General features: G+C 45.5%; 17 protein-coding genes. 9 read left to right on the top strand and 8 right to left on the bottom strand.

The window, feature by feature from the left end; all coding sequences use genetic code 11:
* Positions 1 to 29: 29 nt before the first annotated feature.
* The gene (locus tag AABK39_RS24695; protein WP_338395878.1) at positions 30 to 851 is read right to left on the bottom strand and encodes a formylglycine-generating enzyme family protein; all 822 of its coding nucleotides are present in this window, start codon (positions 849 to 851) and stop codon (positions 30 to 32) included.
* 538 nt (positions 852 to 1,389) lie between these two features.
* Here AABK39_RS24695 and trhA point away from each other — a divergent pair.
* Positions 1,390 to 2,034, top strand: coding sequence for a PAQR family membrane homeostasis protein TrhA (gene trhA / locus AABK39_RS24690; RefSeq protein WP_338395877.1), 645 nt, complete (start codon positions 1,390 to 1,392; stop codon positions 2,032 to 2,034).
* 351 nt (positions 2,035 to 2,385) lie between these two features.
* Here trhA and AABK39_RS24685 read toward each other — a convergent pair whose 3' ends face one another.
* On the bottom strand, positions 2,386 to 3,000 hold the full coding sequence (locus AABK39_RS24685; RefSeq protein WP_338395876.1) for a hypothetical protein: 615 nt from the start codon (positions 2,998 to 3,000) through the stop codon (positions 2,386 to 2,388).
* A gap of 39 nt (positions 3,001 to 3,039) precedes the next feature.
* On the opposite strand from AABK39_RS24685, the gene AABK39_RS24680 reads away from it, so the two are divergent.
* Together AABK39_RS24680 and AABK39_RS24675 are read left to right on the top strand one after the other, a co-directional pair.
* A complete protein-coding gene (locus AABK39_RS24680) occupies positions 3,040 to 3,441 on the top strand; it encodes a hypothetical protein (protein WP_338395875.1) in 402 nt (133 codons plus the stop codon).
* 2 nt (positions 3,442 to 3,443) lie between these two features.
* Complete coding sequence (locus tag AABK39_RS24675; protein WP_338395874.1) at positions 3,444 to 3,695, top strand: RyR domain-containing protein; 252 nt, start codon at positions 3,444 to 3,446, stop codon at positions 3,693 to 3,695.
* 95 nt (positions 3,696 to 3,790) lie between these two features.
* On the opposite strand, the gene AABK39_RS24670 is transcribed toward AABK39_RS24675, so the two are convergent.
* Both AABK39_RS24670 and AABK39_RS24665 read right to left on the bottom strand, forming a co-directional pair.
* Positions 3,791 to 4,768 (bottom strand): Tll0287-like domain-containing protein, encoded by a 978-nt coding sequence (locus tag AABK39_RS24670; protein ID WP_338395873.1) that lies wholly within the window; start codon positions 4,766 to 4,768, stop codon positions 3,791 to 3,793.
* A 182-nt stretch (positions 4,769 to 4,950) separates the two neighbouring features.
* Positions 4,951 to 7,353 carry a hypothetical protein gene (locus AABK39_RS24665; RefSeq protein ID WP_338395872.1) on the bottom strand — a complete coding sequence of 801 codons (2,403 nt, stop codon included), beginning with the start codon at positions 7,351 to 7,353 and terminating at the stop codon, positions 4,951 to 4,953.
* Between the two features lie 286 nt (positions 7,354 to 7,639).
* On the opposite strand from AABK39_RS24665, the gene AABK39_RS24660 reads away from it, so the two are divergent.
* Together AABK39_RS24660 and AABK39_RS24655 are read left to right on the top strand one after the other, a co-directional pair.
* On the top strand, positions 7,640 to 9,004 hold the full coding sequence (locus AABK39_RS24660) for a M91 family zinc metallopeptidase (RefSeq protein WP_338395871.1): 1,365 nt from the start codon (positions 7,640 to 7,642) through the stop codon (positions 9,002 to 9,004).
* A 221-nt stretch (positions 9,005 to 9,225) separates the two neighbouring features.
* Complete coding sequence (locus AABK39_RS24655; RefSeq protein WP_338395870.1) at positions 9,226 to 10,344, top strand: lactonase family protein; 1,119 nt, start codon at positions 9,226 to 9,228, stop codon at positions 10,342 to 10,344.
* 81 nt (positions 10,345 to 10,425) lie between these two features.
* Here AABK39_RS24655 and AABK39_RS24650 read toward each other — a convergent pair whose 3' ends face one another.
* On the bottom strand, positions 10,426 to 11,577 hold the full coding sequence (locus tag AABK39_RS24650; protein WP_338395869.1) for an MBL fold metallo-hydrolase: 1,152 nt from the start codon (positions 11,575 to 11,577) through the stop codon (positions 10,426 to 10,428).
* A gap of 319 nt (positions 11,578 to 11,896) precedes the next feature.
* Here AABK39_RS24650 and AABK39_RS24645 point away from each other — a divergent pair, with 319 nt between their 5' ends.
* Together AABK39_RS24645 and AABK39_RS24640 are read left to right on the top strand one after the other, a co-directional pair.
* A complete protein-coding gene (locus tag AABK39_RS24645) occupies positions 11,897 to 12,415 on the top strand; it encodes a hypothetical protein (RefSeq protein ID WP_338395868.1) in 519 nt (172 codons plus the stop codon).
* A gap of 140 nt (positions 12,416 to 12,555) precedes the next feature.
* Positions 12,556 to 13,041 (top strand): hypothetical protein, encoded by a 486-nt coding sequence (locus tag AABK39_RS24640; protein ID WP_338395867.1) that lies wholly within the window; start codon positions 12,556 to 12,558, stop codon positions 13,039 to 13,041.
* Between the two features lie 139 nt (positions 13,042 to 13,180).
* Here AABK39_RS24640 and AABK39_RS24635 read toward each other — a convergent pair whose 3' ends face one another.
* Together AABK39_RS24635 and AABK39_RS24630 are read right to left on the bottom strand one after the other, a co-directional pair.
* Positions 13,181 to 15,466, bottom strand: coding sequence for a nitric-oxide reductase large subunit (locus AABK39_RS24635; protein WP_338395866.1), 2,286 nt, complete (start codon positions 15,464 to 15,466; stop codon positions 13,181 to 13,183).
* A gap of 453 nt (positions 15,467 to 15,919) precedes the next feature.
* Entirely contained in the window at positions 15,920 to 17,152 is a 1,233-nt protein-coding gene (locus AABK39_RS24630; RefSeq protein WP_338395865.1) for a GAF domain-containing protein, read from the bottom strand.
* A 734-nt stretch (positions 17,153 to 17,886) separates the two neighbouring features.
* Here AABK39_RS24630 and AABK39_RS24625 point away from each other — a divergent pair.
* Entirely contained in the window at positions 17,887 to 21,954 is a 4,068-nt protein-coding gene (locus AABK39_RS24625; RefSeq protein ID WP_338395864.1) for an SUMF1/EgtB/PvdO family nonheme iron enzyme, read from the top strand.
* A gap of 133 nt (positions 21,955 to 22,087) precedes the next feature.
* Here the strand turns inward: AABK39_RS24625 and AABK39_RS24620 are convergent, their stop codons facing one another.
* A complete protein-coding gene (locus tag AABK39_RS24620) occupies positions 22,088 to 22,264 on the bottom strand; it encodes a hypothetical protein (protein WP_338395863.1) in 177 nt (58 codons plus the stop codon).
* 180 nt (positions 22,265 to 22,444) lie between these two features.
* Here AABK39_RS24620 and AABK39_RS24615 point away from each other — a divergent pair, with 180 nt between their 5' ends.
* The gene (locus AABK39_RS24615) at positions 22,445 to 23,872 is read left to right on the top strand and encodes a M48 family metallopeptidase (RefSeq protein ID WP_338395862.1); all 1,428 of its coding nucleotides are present in this window, start codon (positions 22,445 to 22,447) and stop codon (positions 23,870 to 23,872) included.
* The last annotated feature ends 146 nt before the right edge of the window (positions 23,873 to 24,018 follow it).

Below are 24,018 nucleotides of genomic sequence, written 5' to 3'. Positions count from 1 at the left end.
TCAGGATGTTTTTTCTTCAAAAAGCAGGTTTATTTGGCGCATCTGAAACCGATGGCTATGCTGTAATCGCTGGGCTCGTAGTAGAAGCGGCTGGTGGTGCGGAGTTCGTAACCCGCCCTGCTGAAGAAATCGCCGCCACGGGCCACTTTGTAATCTCCGTTGGCGGGGCCTTTGGGGTTCTTTTTCGGGCTTTTGTCAAAATATTCCTCATCGTACCAGTCGGCGGTCCATTCCCATAGATTGCCGGCCATGTCCAGCGCGCCGTACGGCGACGCGCCTTTGGGTTTGGAGCCCACGTTCAGGGTGTTGCCCGTACCGCATCCTAAAAAACCGGCGTTTGGACGGTCCATAACGGCGTATTCGCATGACGGGGATTCGTTGCCCCACGGATAAGTTCGTTTGTCCGTACCTCTGGCAGCCTTTTCCCATTCGGCTTCGGTAGGCAATCTCTTGCCTTCCCATTCGCAAAATTCTTTGGCCTGAAACCAAGTGACTCCGTTTACGGGAAAAAGATCGACGCCCGGCCATCCGTAATTCAGGGCGCCCCCTATGGCTGGCGGAGTGCAAACGCCTGCGTCCACGCACTTTTGGTAGCGTTTGAAGGTCACCTCGTATTTGTCTATCTGGAACTCATCGAGATAAACGGTATGTAATTGTTCGTTTGAAGTGTAGAAACATACTGGGTCGATATTCGCGTCGCATCCCATAGTGAATTTCCCGGCCGGGACGGTGACCATTGCAGCATATTTTCCTTGCGGTTTCTCTTCTTTCTTCTTGGTGGGCGGTTCATCTTTTTCCACACATTTCAACGACATAAAGGCCGCCAATATCATAATTGTCAGGTTTGTCATTTTCATCTGAATTTTAATCCTCAGGTCAAAAATTCTATTAGATAATCAGCCTGCCGCGCGGTACGGTTAAAGGAACGGGATCATAGTTTTATATTGCCAACAATAGGTTGGTAATCAATTTATTATCATTGATATCCCCTGCCAAAAACCGTTCAATTAATTGAATGGGTCAAAACTATAACTAAAAAACTTTGGGCCATTTGACATTTGTCAAAAAGGGGAGGGCAGGAGGGGGGCATGTCGGTTTTAGGCAAAATATGAGGCCGATTGAGTGGAGAAAGTTCTGAAGGGGATTATGGAAACTAAATATTGGATATTGGTGTTGTATTGTGCCGGAATCATTTTTTTTTAATAAAAAAGGCCGTAAATAGGTGTTTTCGCAGAAGGAAGATTCCTTGGCGATAATAGATAACGGGTGTGAATCAGAATCAGGGCAACTGAAAATCAGGGTGTATAGGAACGGCCGAAACGCGCGTTCCAGTTTATGATTTTCTGTTATTTCCCTTGGTTGGTGCCATGCTCATAAAAAGGGCGGAAGATGAAAGAAGTGAGGCCATATACAGAGAATGAGGAAATAGCCAACGGGCTTACGCATGCGCTCGGGATAGTGTTGGGAATTGTGGGTACGGTTGCCTTATGTCTAAAATCCTCGTCTGGGGTAGAGTGGGTTGCCGCGTTGGTATATGGAGTATCGTTAGTGGCGCTTTATAGCGCGTCCACGACGTATCACTTGGTGAAACCGCCTAAACGGAAAGCGATTTTTAAGAAGTTTGACCATGCCGGCATTTATGTGTTGATAGCGGGAACTTACACGCCTTTTCTTTTGCTGAATATCGATTCGGGCAGAGGGCTGATTGTGTTAGGCGTTTTATGGCTATCGGCTTTGGCGGGTATACTTTATAAGTTCTTTTTTATTCATAAAATGAAAAAGTTCTCCACGGTTTTGTATCTGCTTATGGGCTGGGTTCCGGCTATTACTTTTCCGACGCTGTATGAGGTAGTGGGGCCAGACGGCGTTTTTTGGATTGTAGCTGGAGGCGTTCTGTATTCTTCAGGCGTAATTTTTTATGCTGATAAGGTACGCCCTTATCGTCATGCAATCTGGCATGTATTTGTTCTGATGGCCAGTATCGCGCATTTTATCGCTATTTACGCTTATTCTTTTCCGAATTCCGTTAGGTAACAGATTAGGGGAATATTTTAAACTTCTTACAGTTATGCTTAACCTGGATCCAGGGTTAATATAGTGAGGATGTTGTTCCTGTTAAAATATCACATTGGCTGATTGATTGGGCTGGAAATATTTTGAGTTTTTTATAAAAACTCCCTAAAAACAGGGGTGCATAAAAAGTTTTCGAAGTTGATATTGCATTTGGATACGTTGTAGGCCAGAGGATTTACCGATACACACGACTCCACGATATGTAGACTTTATTTTTTCAAAAAGACTAGCACGGAGATTCAGTTAACCTTGGCCAAGCATACATGTTGGGTCTGGCATTTTGCCAGCCCTTTTTTATTAATTGAGATTGAATTACCCCACCAATTTCCGGATTCCGATTTCTGGAGAAGTAAGTACTTCCGCTTTCGTATCACCTAAATACCCCTTGACTCCTTCCATCGAAGCTTGCGCTAGGAAAATGGCTTCGGGTTTTACATCTATTTCTTTAATCTTTTTTACGATATTGGAGTAATAGCCTTTCATATCCCCGGATTCGAAGAAAGACCAGAACTGAGAACAGTTTACCGGGATTATATTAATTGTTTTTCCGTGTTTCTTTGCGAGGGTGTCTAACAAAAGCGCACTAGGCCTAAAAGTGGAGTTAGCCGTATATACAACGGCGATATTGGTATATTTCTTTACCATATATTCCGCTACAGGAGCGTCTATTCTTTGAATACCAAATTTTTCGCATAATGTTCCGAATGTGGAACAGGTGCAGATAATTGAGTCGAAGTTATTTTTCTTAATCTTATCTATTTCGGCTAAAAACATATCCACTGGAGGGATTCCCGTTTGTAGGGCGATATCCAACATTTCTTTGTTCACGAAGTGTTCGGATTTTACTCTTTCAGACAGTGCGTTTAGCAGTTCTGTAAATCGTTTGATGTGGACAGTTGATGTATGGATAAAAGCTATATATTTCATTTTTTTATTTAATTTATAATTCTAATAACAAAATTAATCATGATGACTAGACCAACATTCTCGATTTTAATCATGTTGTTGATGGCTTCATTAGCGGCACAGGCACAAGATGCAAATAAGGTTAACCTTATAGGAACTTGGGAAAACCAAGAACAAAAGGTTACATATGAGTTTAAACCTGACAGTTCGGTGATATTTAGTGTGGGTAGTCAATCGGCTTTTATAAACTCATTTACTGTTGATTATACCAAATTTCCATTTTGGGTTGATTTTGTGATGAAGCATGGACCGAGACAAATGATTTTGCCAGGGCTCTTGAAGGTTTTAGATGAAGATACTATACAAATAGAACAATTCCATTCAAGCCCTAACCACCCGGTTTCTTTTTCGGAGAAGGGCTTCCATATTTTGAATAGAAAGAAGCCGTCAAAACATAAATAAAAATGGATAAGGAAATTTTAGAAAAATTAGCGGAAAGGGTTCATATCAGGTGGATGGAAAAACGCTTAGGCGAAGGTTGGACTTTCGGACCACAACGGAGCGATGATGAAAAAGAACACCCATGTTTGGTTCCTTATGAGGAGCTTACGGAAATAGAAAAAGAGTACGATAGAGCTACGGCAAGAGAAACACTTGAAGTTTTGGATGAATTAGGGTACGATCTTGTTAAGCGTATAGACGATAAAAATAGATGATAAAAACCAATATAACTTGTTACCTCGTTACACAAAATATCCCCTTATGGAAGGGATAAGTGATCTCCATAAGGGGAGTTTTAGTAAATATAATTTTACTTAGTTTCCACAACCCAAATTCCTCTTAACTGATTTGGTTTGTAGTCTTTGGCTTTATCTGCGGGATATAACTTTTCTATTTTTTTCAATGTAGCTGTTTTGATCTCGGTTTTCTTTTCACCGTGGCATTGCATACACATCTTATTCGTCATTATCGGTATATAAACAATAGACTTTCCGTGGTCCAAGCGCATTTTGGGTTTCGGTTTTTCTCCCGACTCAATTGCTTTCTTTGCTGAGTGAATATATTCCAAAGCAGGTTTGTCAGCCAGGTTAATTGGGTTTCGCGGTTTATCCGATACCCTTCGGATATGGACACCCAATACCGAGGCCATGCTATCGGTCAGGTGTATGGCTTTGGTATTGCAAAAACTTAGCGCACCTGCGGTACCTTTTGTCTTGATGGCCCCTAGCAGATTTTTGCCCAATTGGGCTTTGGTTGCCAATGCCAATTCTTTGGCTTGGCTTATTTTGTTCTTTTTTTGAGTGTTTGATGAGTGGGCCTTATTCTTCTCCAAATTATATTTTTCCGGATACCATCCTTTTTCCTCTATTGGTGTGTCGTAAAGAAACGACGCTATTTTTTCGGTATTTTCTTTCGAAAATCCTAATTCAGGCATTAAACCGAAACTCTTTATGGCTCCCGGTATTTTGCTTTTGGATTCTTCGGGGTGTAATGAAAATTCGCTCAGGTGCTTTACAAAATCACCTTTGCTTGGATAGAGTTTAATGTAAGCGGTTTTGATTTTTGCGAATGATGGAGCGAGAATTTCTTTCGAAGGGTCAAAACTGTGGCATGTACCGCATTTGGATTCAGTTAGGGCTATTCTGGACAGTGTTTTAGGCTTTTCCGGAGCGGTTACCGTTGTTCGCTGGTTTTCTGTGTTATTAGTCGTCGACTTTTTTCCTGAACACGCCGAAAGTGTGGATATGATGGAGAGAATCAGGAGGGTTTGTTTTAGAGTGTTTGCCATAGTAGTGTGATTGGGTAAAAGAATATAAATCCTCTGATGCTAATATCAGATCTAAAAACAATACTTATGCAGTTTTCAGCATTATTTGTTTTGTGAAACATCTTTATTTAGAATGGATCAATTTAGTTTGATGTAAAGACAATGAATAAGAATCTATATGAAGAAGTGGATTTATCACTTTTTTATCCAAGACTCATAATCTGCCAATCGCTGGATTCGATGTCCGTATGGGTATCCACTTTAGTGATGTTGTACCAACCGCCTTGGTCAAATGCCGAAGTTGATTCCGGAGATGTTTTGGACGGTAGGCCGTATTCGGCGCGGAGTGGATTCTCGAATTCTTCGTTTACGGTTAGCGTTTCGCCGGCTTGGCTTAGGGCGTCTCCGCCTCCGGTCCAGACTCCATTCATGGCGCGCCAAGCTTGGTAAAGCGCCGAGGCGAAACGCACAAAACCGGGCGTAAGCGTATGTGTGCCGTATGATTCGCCTGTTCTGGTGGTGTATTCGCTATCGGCCATTACGGAGGCATCCGACATGTATATCTCTTCGGGGAAATATACCTTGGCGTCGGCGCCGGAGTTTGCTCCGCCTGCATGTTTAGGAGAGGCTTTCTTTGATGCGGCCACCACAAACTCTCCCGCAAAGGATTTGCTTTTTCCTTTGGCTTCCGAGAATATGACCTTATGTCCCTTAGGTGGTGAAACGACTGTGTCATTAAGCAATTTTCTGCCGGATGGCGTCATAAGTAACTCTGAGAAATATGAGTTCATGCGGGATCTATTGGCCGGTTTCAGATCCGTTTTGAAAGATCTTGCGCTTTTTAACGCTCCCCAAATTACTTGTACTTCCGCATCGGCGGAATCGCTTGGGGCCGGTAGGGATTCGTGACTGCCTCTAAGCTCGTCGCAAACTTGGTCTAATTCGAAAGACAACAAATCGAGGAATCTGAAGAGGATCGATATTACCTGATAATATGGCAGGTAATCCGCATCGGAACCGTGGAAGAACGGATGGGCCCGGTGCCATACGTAAATGGATTTGCGCATTGATATCAGAAGAGCGAAACGGTCCAGCAGAACCGCAGGGCCGGGAAGTCGGCAGATTTTCTGATATTGGCCGACCAAGGATTTGATATTATGCAACGATTCGTCCTCGAAGTAGCTGGCGGCTTTTCCTCGGAATAAAGACCTGAAAGCGGCTATACTGATCGGGCCGATATGCGAATCGTCCGTAAAGTCTATTGTGGCTCCTTGTCTGCGGTCGAAGTTTACGCCCGACGTGCCCGGTGTCGGGTTCCAGAAATCTTTCGTTACGGTGCCGGGTCTGTGCTTGCTTACCGGGAGTGAAGGGCTGGCCGGTATAGGAGGAAGATCCTCTTCGGCCTCACGGTCTATGGCGGAAAACACTACGGTAAGCGGCGCGGGCACATGAAAATACGGCCCTTTTTGGCTATTGTGAAAAGATTGGTCCTCGCGCCGGCCGTGCATGCGGTAAAAGGCCGTTTGGCCCGAGGGGACGTTCAGACCTTTGGCTAAACCATATTCGGCAAAAGCTTCTTCGCCTTGCTCGGTGGCGGCTAGTAGGGCTCCGCCGTTGTGGTTTATGTCCAAGTCGCTCATATTATCCACGTCCAAGCCACCTTTTCGGTAGTAGTGCTTTTTCTGGGCAATCTCCAGATCCATACGCCTTCGCATCTCCACCGTTACATAGTCTTGATGATCAAGACTTTCGGCCACTACGCCAGCGTGGTAGTTGCCCTGTTCGAATGTGGAGATATCGTCGAGGTCTTTACTTTTCATAAAGGTGGCGATAGAGTCACCGACCCTCGGCTGGGCGAACTGGTTGATGCCCAAGCGTCTCTCCATATCCCGCATCTCGGCCCGGCGTTGGGTGTACATTTCCTTATAGCGTGCCTCGTCGGCGTTGCTTTCCACTACGTCTATATCAGCCACTATGCGGGTTTTCAGCTCGTCGTCCGGCATTGACATTCCGTTGCCGTCCACTATGGTTTTGACCATACCGCGGATTCCCAGGACATCGCCTTCCACGCCGGTCAAGTTGCCGAGAGGATTAGGGCTTTCCGTATTTTGGTGTAATCCTAGTGGAGCCAAACGTAGCCCGAGAGGCGTAGCGCTGTGGACTTGCGAGCTGAAGCCGAACATATAACGGGTGGGGTCGGAGCTGGCGCCACGGTGGGGCATATTGGCGAAATGGGCTTGCCTTTCTGTACCTTGGTTAAGTTCTCCCTGTTCGTGCGGTACGGCTTCCACCTCAATAAGTAGTTTACCGTTTACCGACAGGGTATTGGCCGTAGGCAAAAGTTTTATTAAGGCTTTTTGTCGCTTGAGTATCGCGTTGGTCCTGAGGACAATCTCGGGATGGGCGAAGAACTGTTTGGGCCTGAATTTGCCGGTTACGTCCAGAACGGCAAGGGTCATATCGTCGGAGAAAACGAATACCGCTTTGGAGGATGTTACCTGTCCGCGGACGTTTTCTATCAGCATGTATTCGCGCCCGCCCACTACGGCCGGTTGCAGGATGCTGGTCTGAACTTCCAGTTTATCGCCGAAGTATTCGATATCCAAATCTGGCCGTTCCGATGAGGAGAAAAACGCCTGGGCCGGGGTGCTTGCCCCTTTTGTTGTGGCGCTTTGTGCCTGCCTTGCTTTCGTTCTGTTTTTTGAAGAGAACATCGGGGATGTACAGGAAATAATCGGGCCGAAAGTATTAGGGGACCTTTATTATGGAGAAAAATATTTGTGTTCTTTAGGCCTTTGATTTTTCGTGTTTTGGTTTTCAGGCTATTACATTTTCATCGGGGAACTTTATTGTTCGAAGGCGCTTTTTATAGAGAGTCCGTATTTATAGCCTGTGTTTGTCCGTAAACCTCCCGTCCCCGCCGATTCTGACCGTGGTTTTGCTTCCGGAAGCGATTATGTTTCGCCGGAGGTGAAGGACTCGTTTCCTCCTGTGGCTAGGCTTTCCGCCGGGGTTTTGCGTAGTGATTTGGAAGCTAACGATCCGGATTTGTATGCGAAGCGTTATGAGTTGGAGCCGTTTACCGAGATTTTGGAGCGGGAGCTGGGTGAGTATGAGACCTTACGTAAAGCGGAGGAAACGCTGGCCGGAGAACATCCGTTTTGGACTTTTGGGGAGAAGATGGAACATTTCAGAGCCAAGAAACAGGCTCTTATTGACCAGATGTGGGAAGCGGTGGACAGGATGGAACACCTAATCTATGATTGGTACCGGAGGAATCCGCTCCCGTACGTATCGTTAAAGAAAGAGGAGCCGAAGCACAGACCCTTCGCTAGGGCCATTCTTTCGACGTTGGACCAACTTCGGCTTGAGCATATCCGCTTGGTAAAGAAAACGATGGAAGACGGTTATGAAATCTGGTTTCCTGACAAAGCGAAAATGCATTGGAGAGAGCGGGCTTCTGTAATGGGATTTTGGGAGCGTTTGGTTTCCAACCAGACTTATCTGATGACTAACGGACAAAAGGTTTATCAGGACAAAGAGGATCTGGATAAGTTTAAGTATACGATTTTCTCAAGCTTGGCCAAGCTGTATAGCCGTCCGTTTGGAAGACGTTTTTTGAATACTATTGGCGAGACGGGGAAAAGTGTGCTGATCGAGCCTGAAAGTACTTGGCGAAGGCACCGGCAGGCTAAGCAACATTCTGGGTTTTCCAGAGATCGTTGTCATCCTAATGCTTGGTTGGACCATGACATCGCTGGAAGAGGCAGCAGTATTTATAAGTTTAACGAATCGTGCCCGTTGCCTCCGCGTATTGTTCCGAATCCTGAAGGGGGAGTATCAAGCTCTGTGATTATTGACGAGGACAAACAAGAGACTTTGAAAAACGCGTATTATGCGGCGGATGATTGGGTGGCGGACGATCCGCCGGAGTATAAGGGCGTACCGACTGAAGATATCCCGATAGAGGAAACGATAAAGCCTCATTTTGATAATGTGGGTTCGGTTACGTTTATGCCCGATTTTGTGAGCTTGGCCCATGAGCTGGGGCACGCACATCATTTTCAGAAAGGCATTGGGATGAAGCATATTTATAAGGAGATCTTTAAAAGAAGACCGAAGTGGAAGTATTGGACTTCGTTGGAGGAGTTTGCGGTGATTAGGGAAATTGAGAATAAGATTAGGGAAGAACACGGAATATTGCCGAGGCAGTTTCACGTGACTTCGCCATATGCTTTTGAGCAATTTCTTGTTTAGATTTTTCAAAAAAAGTAGAAGCGTTATAACTCCGATTTTTTCAACTGTTGAAAAGTAAAAATTGAATCAGGAAGCGGTTTTGGGTAAAAACGGCTAATTTCGGAGCGGGCTTTTTGGTTGGTGAAGTTGAGCAATATGTCAGGGCCTATTTCGATTTAATTAAAAACAGACTGTCGCATTTTTCGGAAATGTTGAGGCGACGGCAAAAAAGACACACTTCTATGAAATTACATCCGATAACGTTCCTACTGAAGATTCTTACACCTTTATTTTTTGTTTTGGTCTTGGCCGGTTGTGGAAAGTCGTCGGGAGGGGATTCGTATCCGTTTTATGTCGGGACATATACCAAGGGAGAAAGCGAGGGAATCTATCGGTATATTTTGGGGAAAGACGGGGAATTGCGCAAAGTGGCTTTGGCGGCGGTATCGGAAAATCCGTCGTTTTTGGCATTAAGTTCCGACAGGAAATACCTTTTGGCTGTAAATGAGAACGCGGAGGGAACGGTGGAGTCTTTTCAGGTTAAAGGCGACAGTTTGCTTTTGGTCAACAGCAGTTCCAGTGGCGGAGCGCACCCTTGTTTTGTAAGTACGAATAATCAGGGATATATTCTTACGGCCAATTATACGGGCGGAAATGTCGGGTTGTTGAAAATGGGGGAGCGGGGTAAGCTTTCGGGATTGTTGGATGTTCAGCAACATAGCGGAAAAGGATCGACCGATAGGCAAACGGCTCCGCACGCCCACTCGGCGAGATTCGCCCCGAAAGACAAAGGCGTAATCTCGGTGGATTTGGGAACGAACGAATTGTGGTTTTCGAAAATCAGCGATAGCGACAAGAAACTTATGCCGACGGAGCCCCGGAAGTTGGGCATGGCGCCGGGCGCCGGACCAAGGCATTTGGCTTTTCACCCGAAAAACAATTGGCTGTATGTGGTGAACGAGCTCGACTGTACCGTGACCCAGCTGGTAGAGACTGAATCAGGGAAATACGAAAAAGCGAAATCGGTGTCGACTTTGCCCGAGGGTTTTGACGGGCAGAACACTTGCGCGGATATCCACGCCACCGCCGACGGGAAGTTTGTGTACGTATCGAATAGGGGAGACGAAAGCATCGCTATTTTTGGAGTTGATGCGGAAAACGGGGCTCTCAGCTTGGTAGGACATGAGAAAGTAAGAGGCAAGAGCCCACGAAACTTCGCTTTGAGCCCGGATGAGAATTTCCTTATTGTAGCCAATCAGTTGACCAACAATATCATATCTTTTAAGAGAGATAAAGAAACGGGATTGTTGACTTACGTTTCGGAGATTGGGGCGCCTACGCCGGTGTGTATTCTATTTTAAAAAAGAAATCAGGTCTTAGGTATCAGGTTTATAATCAACTCAATACCTAAGACCTGACACCTAATACTGAATTCCAAAAAGCTATTTGATTGTCTTTTGCTCGATGTCCGTCCCTTTATATTTTTCGGGAACGAGATTTTCCCACCATACGTGCTCGAAGTCCATTTTGTCATAAGCCACCTGTTCGCCTAATAGCGGAAATACAAGAGGCATATTTTCTTTGGCCATAGCCTTTCTGATTCGTACTGCCGGGTCATACCAACTGTGGAAAGCCAACGGAAACGTACCCCAATGCAAAGGAACCATCACTTTTGCCTTTACCATCTTTTGGGCGTCAACGGCTTCTTCCGGAAACATATGTACCTTGGGCCAATCCTTGTTGTAAGCGCCGATCTGTATAAGCGAAAGGTCAAACGGCCCCAAGCGGTTTCCGATATCGGCGAAGCCTTTGAAAAAGCCGGTGTCACCGCTATAGTATACGTTTTTCCGTTTGCCCTTCATGGCGTAGCCTCCCCAAAACGTTTCTTCCTTATCGCCAAATCCGCGTCCGGATCCGTGTTGGCCGGGCGTAAGCGTTATCCGGAGGCCGTTAAGCTGAAATTCTTCCCACCAGTCCATTTCATGGATTTTGCCGGGATCCACACCCCAGCTTTCCAAATATTTGCCTACGCCTAGCGGCACTAGAAAATGGACGGTTCTCGGGTGCAGTCTCTTAATGGATTTTTTGTCCAGGTGGTCGTAATGGTTATGCGATATTACGATAACGTCCGGGTCCGGAATGGAGTCGGGGTTTACGGGAAAAGGGTGCATACGTTTCGGGCCCATCCACTGCACAAACGAGGTACGCTTGCTGAGAACCGGATCGATCAGAACTTTATGCCCTTCTATTTGAAGAAAAACGGTGGAATGCCCCAGCCAAGAAAACCAAAGGTCGGAGTCAAGGTCATTGTCCCACGGAGTGTTCGATAAAGGGAACTCTACATTGGCAATTTTATCCGGAAATTTGCCAGTGAAGTGTTTTTTTAAAATCCGCATTACCTTCTTGAAACCGAAAGTGTCCATCGGGGCGTCATTGAAGAATTTTCCGTCGCGGTAATGGTCGGAAGCTTCCATTTTTTCCAATCTCTTTTTCTTTCTGTTTTTCTTTTCCTTCGAATCGCTCATTGCCAAGGCGCTAAAGGTCAGTGCGGATACAAGGGTAACGGCTAAGAGGCCCGGTTTTGTTACTTTCATATTATTGTAAGGCGATTATTCTGGTTTTGGAAAAGTCAAAGTAAGCAAGTCAATCCTTAGAAGTTGGATAGTGATCAAACATTATGACTGTTTAGTCATTGTTTTACGATTAAGGTTAGTTAGGGTTACAAAGGAGGGGACTTTTCGAGAATAGGATAGGGCATGTTTGAAAAGACAATACCATATACAGAAACATAGCAAGTATGAATATGACTCAAAAGGACAGTTGCTTAATATGGCGGAGGGATAAGGGATAAAGTGGTTGCCAAACGAAAAAATGCGTTTAGATTTACGTGTATTTACTATCTATTTTGTTGCTATGCTTAATTCTATATTTTTCAGACTTTCCGTTTTTTCAATTCTGGTTTTGTCGAGTTGCTCGGGAAAGAATGAAAACCAAAATCAGAAAGCCCAAGAACTACCTAAACCGGAACTTCCCGCCAAAGTAGCCAAACAGGAAAGACCTAAAATTACGCCTAAACCGAAAAAGGACTATGTTCCCGTAGAAGGTTTCCGTTTTTTGGTGTCCAATTGCTTTTCATGCCATAATCCGCGTCAGGGCGACGAATATGAGGCGCCGACGATGACACGAACCAAAAAAGCGTATTTGGCCAAGACCAATAGCCGTGAAGAGTTTGTAAAGGATATGGTGGCGTTTTTAAAGAATCCGGGCGAGGCTCCGAAAAAGATGCCGGATGCAGTAAACGAATTCGGTATTATGGAATTAGTGGGTTTTCCAGATGAACAATTTAAAATAGCCGCGGAATATATCTATGACACAGCCTTAGAAGAAAAAGGTTGGTATGATAAGGCAAAGGCAAAACGGAATAATAAGTAGTTATTTGTGGTTGGTTAGAGTCTTTGTCAAGTTTAAGAGAAATCCCATAAATCAACTTATGTTAAATAGGGTTTTGCTTGTACTCTATATTCCTATCCAGTCATCCGTTTTCGGATAAATCCAGGATTGGAATTTAGAACTTGATTTCTATTATCGTTAACAGAATAAAAATAAATGACAGTACTCCGACAGTTGTGGTGAAGATTCCGATTTGTCTTGATTTGGTCCAGCCAGAAAGAGAAATCACTATGAACAAAGCCACGATACCGATAAAGAAAGCTAACCCACCTATAAACTGTGGAAATGTGAAATCGGATGGTGATACGGCAACCGGGTGTCCCGAGGATGTCATCATCATGATTTTGGTCATGGTGAATACGGTCACCAAAAAACACCCTGACGCTACGGTGGCGGATTTTAAAATATTGAGTGTAAATGGATTATCCGATTTGTTTACCAACAAATTGGCTGTTAACGTGATTGAGAATCCGCCCAACAATGAGGCGATTAGGATTAGCTGGTTGGCCAACGTATTCCAATATTCTAAAGGTATTTCGTTCATCGTGGTAGTGTTGGTTAAAAAAGTAGCTTACGATAGTTATGAGGATTCCATAAGTATCATTTGAACTTAAAAATATTATAAATAAATCAAGATATCGAAATTATACACTTTTATTTGGTGGGATATAAAAAAACCTTCCGTTTCCGGAAGGCCTTTTTCTATGAGCGTAGTAGTTAGTCTTGGAATTGTTTGTGTCAAATATCTTATGCGTGTTCTTCTACTTTTTCAGAAACGGAGGATTCTGATTTTTGCCCGATAAGCTTTTCTTTGGAAAGCTTAAAGATAAAGAAGATCAGAGTTCCGGCCCCACCGGCGAACAGAACGTCGCCAATAACACGGCTCCAGCGTATGGCTTCAAAGATATCCTGTTGCAAGAACTCGGCGGAACGGGCGTACCACATACCGTCGGTGATACTGACGTAAGCTTGGGCGATACCAACCGGAAGTACACTGATAATCATCATCGCTCCCAGTCCGATATTAAGTCCCCAGAATCCCCATTTCATCAGTTTCTCGTTCCATTGGGCGTCAGCGCGCATGGCTCGGAGCACAAAGAGCATAAGCCCGATTCCCAACATTCCGTAAACACCAAAGAGAGCCGTATGGCCGTGTACCGGCGTTGTGTTGAGACCTTGCATATAATACAGGGCAATTGGAGGGTTAATCAAGAACCCGAATACTCCAGCTCCCACGCCGTTCCAGAAAGCCACAGCGATAAAGTAATAGATCGGCCATTTGTAAGCCTTAAGCCAAGGCTTTTCTTTCGTAAGCTTATAATGGTGGTAAGCTTCGTAACCAATCAATGAAAGAGGTACGATTTCCAATGCGCTGAAGGCCGAGCCCAAAGCCAATACCGCTGTGGGAGTTCCAGAGAAATACAGGTGGTGGAACGTTCCGATAATACCGCCGAAAAGGAATATAGTGGCCGAAGCGATACTCGCCTTAGTGGCCGATCGCATACGCAACAGTCCCATGCGCACAAAGAGGAAAGCGATAACCACTGTAGCGAAGACCTCGAAGAATCCTTCAACCCACAAGTGCACTACCCACCAGCGCCAGTACTCGGCGATGGCCAAGTGTGTCTGTCTGTCCCACATCAAACCGGATGCGTAAAACAGTGCGATAGCGATACTCGAAATAAGGAAAAGAATAAGCAACGAGCGACTTTCCTTTTGCGTTTTGATGGCTGGGATCAAACAACGCCCCATAAGCGCAAGCCAGATTAACAGGCCAACCAATAGAATCAATTGCCAAAAACGGCCTAACTCTACGTATTCGTAGCCTTGGTGGCCAAACCAGAAGTTTTCGACCAATCCGAGCTTCTGCATGATGGCATACCACTGTCCAGTCATGGAACCGAAAACGAGGATAACCAGCGCTACAAAGAGTACGTTAACTCCGAGCTTTTGGTATTTTGGCTCAAAGCCCGCAACGCTTGGGGCGATAAACAACCCGGTAGCCAACCATGAAGTGGCGATCCAGAAAATAGCCAATTGCAAGTGCCAAGAACGCGTTACGGTATATGGCAGGTATTCCGCTAAAGGAAAACCGAAAAGTGCCTGTCCTTCAACGCCATAGTGAGCGGTAAGGATACCCATACCCATTTGAAGTAGAAACAAGGCGCATACTACCCAGATGTATTTCAGCACCGCTTTCATCGAAGGAGTGGCCTTTAATCCTCTCATCGGATCTTCGTTAGGCATCTCTTCGGGGCTTAATTCCTCTTCTTCGTTTTTGGCGTAGAAAAACGAAAGATAGATAATTCCGGCGATCATCAAGACTACCGAGAAAACGGACCACAATACTATTGATGCCGTAGGTTTATTGTCGATGAGTTTTTCGCTAGGCCAGTTGTTTGTGTAAGTGATATTGTCGCCGGGCCGGTCAGTTGAAGTTACCCAAGTGGCCCAGAAGAAGAAAGCGTTCATGTCTTTCATCCTTCCCGCGTCTTTCACGGTATGCTCCGCCATGGCATATGACTCCCGCAGACCTTTTAGGCTAGGGTCGCCCATAAACAAGGCTGTGTAATATTTTTCCAAAGCGTGAAACGATTCGGCTCTTTCATTACTGACTGTCAGTGTTTTACTAGTGTTGTCATAGCGATTTTCCCGGATCATTTTCTTAAGCCTCGCTTCCAGCTTGGCTTTGGTCTCATCATCCTGCGCTTCGTAGGTTTTGCCGTTTTCGGCTTTGGCCCATCCGTCCAATATGATGATGGATTGGCGGTGAAGGTAATCGGCGGTCCAATCTGGGGCCTGGTATGCGCCGTGTCCCCACACACTGCCTATCTCCTGCCCTCCGATCGATTGCCAAACGTTCTGCCCGTCTTTGATCTGTTGGGCGGTCATCAGCACATTCCCTTTCGAATCGAAGACCTTTTCCGGTATCGGCGGGGCCGTCCGGTATATTTCCGCGCCGTAATAACCTAATACCGCAAATGAGGCGATAATGGTAAAGGCGAACCAAAACCAATGTTTCCTGTTTCCCATCCTTGTCTTAGTCTGTTTGATATATGAATTTGACCCCGAAGGCTAAGCCCGGGAGAATGAAATCGTACAAACAAGAAACGGCGCGGTAAGCCTAGACCCGACATCTCGGAAAAGCGCCGCTTCTTGGTTTTTGAGGACCATTATAAAGGCCTTAAATGACATTTATCACAAAACTACACCGGTTCATATCCTTGATTATATGCTTATAGTCATATAAGCTGTTTTTATTTAGAAAAAGTCTAATACTAAAACTTCAAGAATCGCGAAAATCAAAACAGCGCCAATCCGCAATCCGTTAATAAAGAGTTTTTTATGCGGATATATTCAGCGTGAATGAAGTCAATGCCTTTTTATGTTGGTCAAAAAACAAAAAAGCGCAGACAATAGCCTGCGCTTTATATCGGCGTTAAAACCGAAAATGATTTTTAATCTGGATCCGTATCTCCAATTTTGCTAAACCAGAAATTTATTTTTTACTTCTGATTGGTTTCGAAGGAGCTCCATAGTCGATAGGCCCGAAAGGTATGCGGCTATCTCTTTTCCGGCTTCGGTCAAGAATCTTTCTTCCACATCCCCCATCACTTTAAAAGAGGCCAGTTCCAGCATCCCCCATACTTTTTCCCTGTAAATACACGGCACCACGATAACACAATTGGGTCGGGCTTCGCCCAATCCGGACGTGATACGAACATAGTCTTGCGGAATTTCCGTAAGGATCACTTCCCTTCGCTCAAGATAAGCTTGCCCCACAATTCCCTGTCCCGGTAAGAAGCGTTGTTCCTCAAATTTCTTTCGGCCATAGGCATAACAATCCATCATGGTCAGAAAAACGTCGTCGCCTTCCTCTTCCAGCTTATACACCGCTCCTTGGTTCGCTTCTAGATAATTAATCAAAGCGGAAAGGTATGAGCCGTCTGTCAGGGTTGCGTCTCCGTTACGCAAAAGGTTGGCTAGATTAGCCAGTCCTTCAACCTCCCATTGCCTGATCTCGTTAGCCTTGTTTTGCTCTTCAATTTGCTTGACGTACTTTTTCAGATCGTTGGATTGTGCCTCAAGGTCTTGTTGCTTCTCCTCCATCTCACTCCAAAGCGTTTCATTGTGGTCATTCAGGCTTTTGATGGAATTGATATTCATAAGGTAACTGACCAACAACACTACAAAGGACACGACCATAAAAAACACATGGATTGATTCGGAATAAAGCACCGAATTATCGATTCCGGAGTTCAAATATCCTACTCTAAAAATAGGAACACTGGTCATTACGGAAGAAAGCGTAATCATTGAAAATTGGATAACCCTTTCCTTTATGTTGAACAATACCCAAGGCATGATAATCATGGCCGCCTGCAAAAGCGTTATTCCGGGAATGATACCGTCCGTACTATGCATGTTGGCCGTATGGGCTTCAGAAAAAATAAACGGGCTCAGGGTAGCCAAAAAGATACGTCCGAATAAACTGTTGACCCCTAGCCATACGCTCAATAAGTAAATGATTCCAATTGTAGTAATAGCTAAAAAGTAAGGAGCCAGATTCGGATAAACAAAATACAAAACAACACTGATTCCAAACGAGGCCGTAATGCCGAAAACCGCCCAAATATTGCCTGTTTCCAGACTAGCCCTTTCGTCCCTGCTCATCCCTTCCTTTGAAGCGAAACCTTTTATCTTTTCAAAAAAATACATATCCTATTACTGAAATAACTTGCCTCAATTTTAACCTCCGTAAAGATATAAATATAGACAAATGAATATACTGATATTACTCATTGATTAACCCTACAATAAAATAATATTAAAATACATGTCGAGTCGCCTTCAAGGAAAGCGACAGAAAGGAATCATAAACTAGTCTCTTATCTGTAGAAAGGGGGTAAATGATTCGCAATAAGCAAAAGACAAATTTTTTTGAAACCAGTATCTCCCCCCCTCAAAGTCTTTCACCTAAGAGTAATTTCTATTAAACGGATTAGCGGATAGGCCTATTAATCTCCAGACCACAATTAACATTGAATAGGTATTCTACGGGTTAATACTATCGAATAAGCTAAGTTTAACCGATTAGTTAGATTAAAAAGAAATCTAAATAGATGACGCGTAACTTTCTGCCAATAACTAACATCAAAAGCACCTCTTTTTAGTGCCCAGTATTTCGTAATTTGTTTTAGCTGTCTCCCAAGCCACATACAGTGCACGAGAAAAAGAGATAATATGCCTTTTACCTAGATTAAGAGTTAATTTCTAAAGAAAAGCATAACAAAATTGTCCAAACACCTATATACATGTTTTTTTCCCATTGTAGAGTAAGGGGGATTTTATATTTTCGAGTGTACCATATAACAAACGGCGGTTCATAAATGAAACAGTGTGTCGCCGGAGGACTTTTTAACGCTTGTTATTAAACGGAGGAATACAAGATTATGCTTGGACACGGAATTTTTACGGCATCAAAGCAAAAGCTTATCGCCTATGCGGTATTGGCTTTACTGATGTTGCCGGCCTTTACTTTTGCTGCTAAGAAGAAAAAGAAAGGCGTCTATGTGAAGAAGGACACTTGGGAAGCGACGATGGCCGCCTCCAAGAAAGCCTACAGGGAACGGGCGGCGCAAATGTCATTTACGCCGGTTGAGTCTAAAGTACGGAGACACGGAGACGAAGCCGAAAAAATCACGGCTGATATCAAAGGTCTCGATAACCTTATACTTATAGTAGACGGCACCGAAGACGGTGGCGGTTATGACCACGGCGTATGGGGCAACGCGAAGCTGATCGACCGTAACGGAAAAACGGTTTGGCTTGAGGATCTTGACTGGGTAAGTGCCCGTGTAGGTTGGAGAAGCGCCGCAAAAGGCACTAACCTTTATAAAGAGAAGGCCCGTGTTGGTGGCAAGACTTTCGACCATGCGTTAACCACTCACGCCGAGGCTCGTGTAGAATATAAGCTCGACCGCAAATACGTACGCTTCGAAGCCGAAGTCGGTATCGATAAGCGTGGCGGATCCAAGCGAAGCAGTGCGATTTTCCGCGTTCTGGCATTGGACACCGAGAGTATCGCAAACTCTGTAGCGGCCGATTTCCCTAAAGAAAGCCGTTTTTACGCCAATATTACCGGCGACCGTAGCGGTAGATACTTTACGGCCGAAGGCAATGCATTTGAGAAAAAAGCTTTGGAGAAAGTAATCGCCAAGCTTGACCGCCCAGACGCTATGCGTGCGCAAGCCCGTAAGCTTTTGGCGCAAAACGCTAGTTCAGAAGAATTGATCGGACTGTTTACCAAGATCGGTAAAATCATCGATGCCCAGGACAACCTTGCCATGTTGGATTTCGAGGCTATGCGCCTTTCGATCGCGCACATGAACAAAGAGTTCAAGGGAAAATATAACGGCTCGAAATATATGGCCGAGCTTAAAAGCCTCGAATCCCAGCTCGAAGCTACGAAGAAAGCCCTTTACGGTGGTGACCTTTCCGCTGTTGCTTGGGTGAAAAAGGCGGAAGCCTTTAAGCGCGAAGCTTTGATGGCCAACCCTTTGCTTGACTTTGACAGACTTTTGGCGGTTCGCCACAAACTCGGTGACAAAGCCCGCTCCTGGGGACCGAACGCCAAGGATATGGCAACACCCAAGGCGAACTGGAAGACCCAAGGCTCTACCAAAACTTACGAGCAGAAATGGGATTCGGAAATTGTTGAGCTGACAAACCTTAGGGGAGACGTCGCCTCAAAAACCGTATATAAGCCGGAAGGCAATGACGCCGTTGTCGATCTTGATCTGAGCTTCGACGCCGACAAGATTATGTTTACGTCTACCAACAAGCACGACCGTTGGGGACTTTTCGAAATCAATGTAGACGGAACAGGCAAGAAAGAGCTTTCTCCTGACAAATACCCTGACCTTGATTTCTATGACGCTTGCTACATGCCTGACGGCCGTGTGGCTATGGTTTCGAACGTTTCTATGCAGGGTGTTCCTTGTGTAAACGGTAGCGACCCTGTAGGTAACCTCTGCTTGTTGGATCCAAAGACCAAAACATTCAAGCAGTTGAACTACGGACAGGATAACGACTGGGACCCGGTAATCCTCCCTACTGGCCGTATTATGTATCTGCGTTGGGAATATACTGACAACGTTCACTACTTCTCGCGTATCCTGATGCACTCGAATCCTGACGGAACGGGTAAAAAAGAATATTACGGCAGTGGTTCTTACTGGCCGAACTCACTTTTCGACGCCAAACCGATTCCGGGTCACAAGACCAAATTGGTAGGTGTGGTTTCAGGACACCACGGTGTTTCTCGCTCTGGCGAACTCGTTATCTTCGATCCTGCCAAAGGACGTAAAGAAGCCGACGGTGTTGTACAGCGTATACCTGGCCGTGGCCAGAAGGTTGAGCCTATCATCAAAGACAGACTCGTTGACGGCGTTTGGCCTCAGTTCCTGAACCCTTATCCGCTTGACGAAGATTACTACCTCGTTTCGGCCAAAATGAAGCCGGGCGGACTCTGGGGATTGTACCTTGTCGATACTTTCGACAACATGACTTTGGTGAAAGAATACGAAGGCGAAGGTATCCGCGACGTGTTCCCGCTTAAGAAGCGCCCTACTCCTCCTGTTATTCCGGATAAGGTAATCGAAGGAGCCAAAGACGCTACGGTTTATATCGCCGATATTTACGAAGGCCAAGGCCTGAAAGGTGTGCCGCGCGGTACAGTTAAAAAACTGAGACTGTTCAGCTACAAATTCGCTTATAACGTATCGAAGAGTAACAACGACGGTATCGGTATCGAATCTTCTTGGGAATCCAAGCGTATCATCGGTACCGTTCCGGTATACGAAGACGGTTCGGCTATCTTCAAGATTCCTGCTAACACGGCTATCTCCCTGCAGCCGCTTGACGAAAAAGGACAGGCGATGCAGCTCATGCGTAGCTGGTTGACGGCCATGCCGGGCGAGACTGTTTCTTGTATCGGTTGTCACGAAGACCAAAACATGGTGCCGGTTCCAAAGCGTACTATCGCTTCCACTAAGCAACCGGCCGAGATCACGCCTTTCTACGGAGAGCCGAGGCCTTTCTCATTCGCCAACGAAGTACAGCCGGTATTGGACCGCAAGTGTGTGAGTTGCCACAACGGTAACAACGACAAGATCCCTAACCTTGCGGACAAGACGCCTTTGCCATACCGTAACCTCAGCCGCAGTTACTTCGATCTTCAGAAGTTTGTGCGTCGCCCGGGCCCTGAATCCGACCAGTACGTGCTTACTCCTATGGAATTTCACGTAAGTACAAGCGCCATAATTCAAAAGCTTGACAAAGGCCACCACAACGTAAAACTTACTCAAGAGGAACGTGATCGTTTGGTAGCTTGGATCGACTTGAACGCGCCTTATTACGCTGACTTCCACGGTGTGCCAGAATATCGTGGCAGCGATCAGAAAGACCGTCGTGTACAGTTGATGAAAGAGATCAACGGATTGGAATACACCGCTGACGCCGAATTGGCCAGAGCGAACGCTTTGCGCGAATCACGCGGACCGATCGAGCCAGTGACTCCTGAGCCGGAAGTTGATCCTGTATACAAGAAAGCCAAAGCCAAGCGCTGGCCGTTTGACGCTTCCAAGGCCAAGGAAATGCAGGCCAAAAACGGTGAAGAGACTAAGACTATCGACTTGGGCAACGGCCAGAAGATCGAGTTGGTTAGAATCCCTGCCGGTGAGTTTGTTATGGGCTCTGACGCCACCGACGCCGAGGCGCTCCCGACCACTCGCGTGAAGATGAAGAGATCTTTCTGGATGGCCAAGTACGAAGTGAACAACGCCCAGATGCGCGCCTTGTTCCCGGAGCACGACAGCCGTACTATGGACCAGCAGTGGAAAGACCACACCGGCCCGGGCTACGATGCCAACCGCAACGAGCAGCCGGCCATCCGTATGTCATGGCAAGAGGCCGTAGCTTTCTGTGAAAAACTCAGTAAGAAAACAGGCCTTAAGATTGCGCTCCCGACAGAAGCGCAATGGGAATGGGCTTGCCGTGCCGGTAGCGATAACGACATGGCTTACGGTACAGCTTCAGCCGACTTCTCGGCCTTCGCCAACTTGGCCGACGAGCGCTTGAGCGATATGGCCGTACAAGGCGTAGATCCTCACCCGATGGGCGTGAACAACTCGAAGTTCTACTACTACGACATCATCCCTCGTACTAGAAAATTCGATGACGGCAGCATGCTTCAGGCCACTCCTGGAAAATACAAGCCAAACGCTTGGGGACTGTACGATATGCACGGTAACGTAGCGGAATGGACCCGTTCGGATTTCTTGCCTTACCCATACAAGGCCAAAGACGGACGTAACGACGGAAACACGAACAACAAGAAAGTAGTAAGAGGCGGATCTTGGAGAGATCGTCCGGCCGAAGCTTCTTCTTCGTTCCGTAAAGCCTTCGAACCGTGGCAACGCGTTTACAACGTAGGTTTCCGTATCGTAATCGAGGAATAAAAAGCAAACGTTAGACATCACGTCATAGTTAAAGGCCACCCGGGATTTCGGGTGGCTTTTTTTATTCAAAAAATGAAAAATCTTTCGATACACAATTATGCACTGGGACAAAATTACCCTTGTTTTAATCGCTTTACAGTTCTGCTCCATTATTGCCCCCCAATGCGTTCCAAAAAACTAATTTCAGGCCTTTATTTTTCTTCCATAACCGCAATGCTTTTGGATGGAAGAAAAATTTGTAGCCGTATTTGAGAGATTTTTTGGTTACTTTTTCATCGGAAAAAGTGACACCGGGGCTTGTTAAACGCAAAATGTTAGTGGTTTCGGAATACTGCATTTTAAATGTTGATAATTAAGTCAGGGTGCATACTTGCCGTTGAAAAAATGAAACTTAATCAGTTAAAGTTTTAAACTCAGAAGCAACCATCGGCTTACTCTAAACATCAAAGGGGCAGACTACCTTAAGCAGGTAAACAACCCATCCCCTAACATGAAACTTAAAATCGCCAAAATTTTCTTTTTGCTGATACTTGTCGTACTGTTGCCTTCCGAATCTTTTTCGCAACAGCAGGATCTTTCGGCCAAATTCTGGGAACTGGAATGGATCGAGAGTAAAATCAGCCAAAGCGGCCGTAAATACGGAATTAAACGGAAAGACTGGTCAACCAAAATTCGGAAAAGGCTGAACTCGGACGCAGATGAGTACCTTGGGCAGTTGGAGAATGAATATGCTTTTTATACCGATCCTGAGTTGGAGCTTTATCTTCAGGAGCAACTGAAAAAAGTTCATGCGGGAGAGCCCCACGAGAAGTTTAGGCTGAACCTGCAAGTAAAGGTGATGAAAAGCCCAGAATACAATGCTTTCTCCATGAACAATGGCACCATTGTCCTTACCACGGGCCTTTTTAACACAATCCGCACCGAGGCCGAATTGCAGGCTGTTTTGATCCATGAGCTTTCCCATATTTACCTCGACCACTTTGTGTATAATTTCAGGGCTCAGCGTAGAAAAGCAACTTGGGGAACTATTTTGGGCGTTGCGGGAGGTATCGCCGCAGTGACTACGGCGGCTGCGTTGGACAAAGACAACAAACTGGACATCCATGATTATGAGCTGATCGGTTCATTGGCTACCGATGTTTCGTTCCTGTTGTCCGCGGCGGTGTTGGAGGCGCTTTATCTTGGCCATTCCAAACAACAGGAACTACAGTCTGATAAGTTGGTGGAAAAAGCCCTGAAACGACTTAAAATTCCGACTCAGACTTACGGAAACCTGTTGGCCCGCCATAGGACTATGAATTTGGAAGACGGTGAGCTGGACAAGTGGAGCATGTATAGCAGCCATCCCAAAATATCAAAAAGGATAAAGCGTCTGGGTTTGCTTAATCAGGATTATCAGGAATACGACCCTGATTTCGATATCGAGATTATGGAAGTGTTGAGCTTTAATCTTGATTCGTATTTCAGAGAAGGAAAGTACTCGAAAAGCTTGGCTTTGTGCGAAAGGATAAGAAATACGGGTTACGAAACAGCCGAGTTATTGTATACCGAGGCGATCAGTAAAAGCTCGGGAGCCGTATCGGATGAGGAAAAATGGAACGTGGTACAGTTGCTAGATAAAGCTGGGCAGATGTCGGGACGTAACCTGACTCCCAAGATTATGCATGAAAAAATCAATACGCTTTACCACATGGAGCTTTATTATCAGGCCAGATATGAGTTGGACAAAATGGATAAGGAGCTTCAGAAATACGGTGAATATGATGAGGATGCGGAGTCGTATCGTGAGTGGATGCGGAAATTACAGTTCAAGATTCATTTCAAACAAAAAAGACATGAGACCGAACCCGTGACGTCGAGCGTAGCGGACACTATCAATCGAAGTGATTCTGTTGGGAATAATCGACTTGGGTACTAGGTCTCAGGTGTTAAGTGTTAGGTATAGCTTTTACAAAGGTTACCTAAGATCAAATACTTAATGCCTGATACTAAACATTTGGTTTGTTGATCGGAGGAATGGGGGAATAGGCACAGGGGTAGCCGTTCCCCCTATTTTTTACTTTT

The organism is Fulvitalea axinellae (genome assembly GCF_036492835.1).
Lineage (GTDB): Bacteria > Bacteroidota > Bacteroidia > Cytophagales > Cyclobacteriaceae > Fulvitalea > Fulvitalea axinellae.
This window is presented reverse-complemented; position numbering and strand designations above follow the sequence as displayed.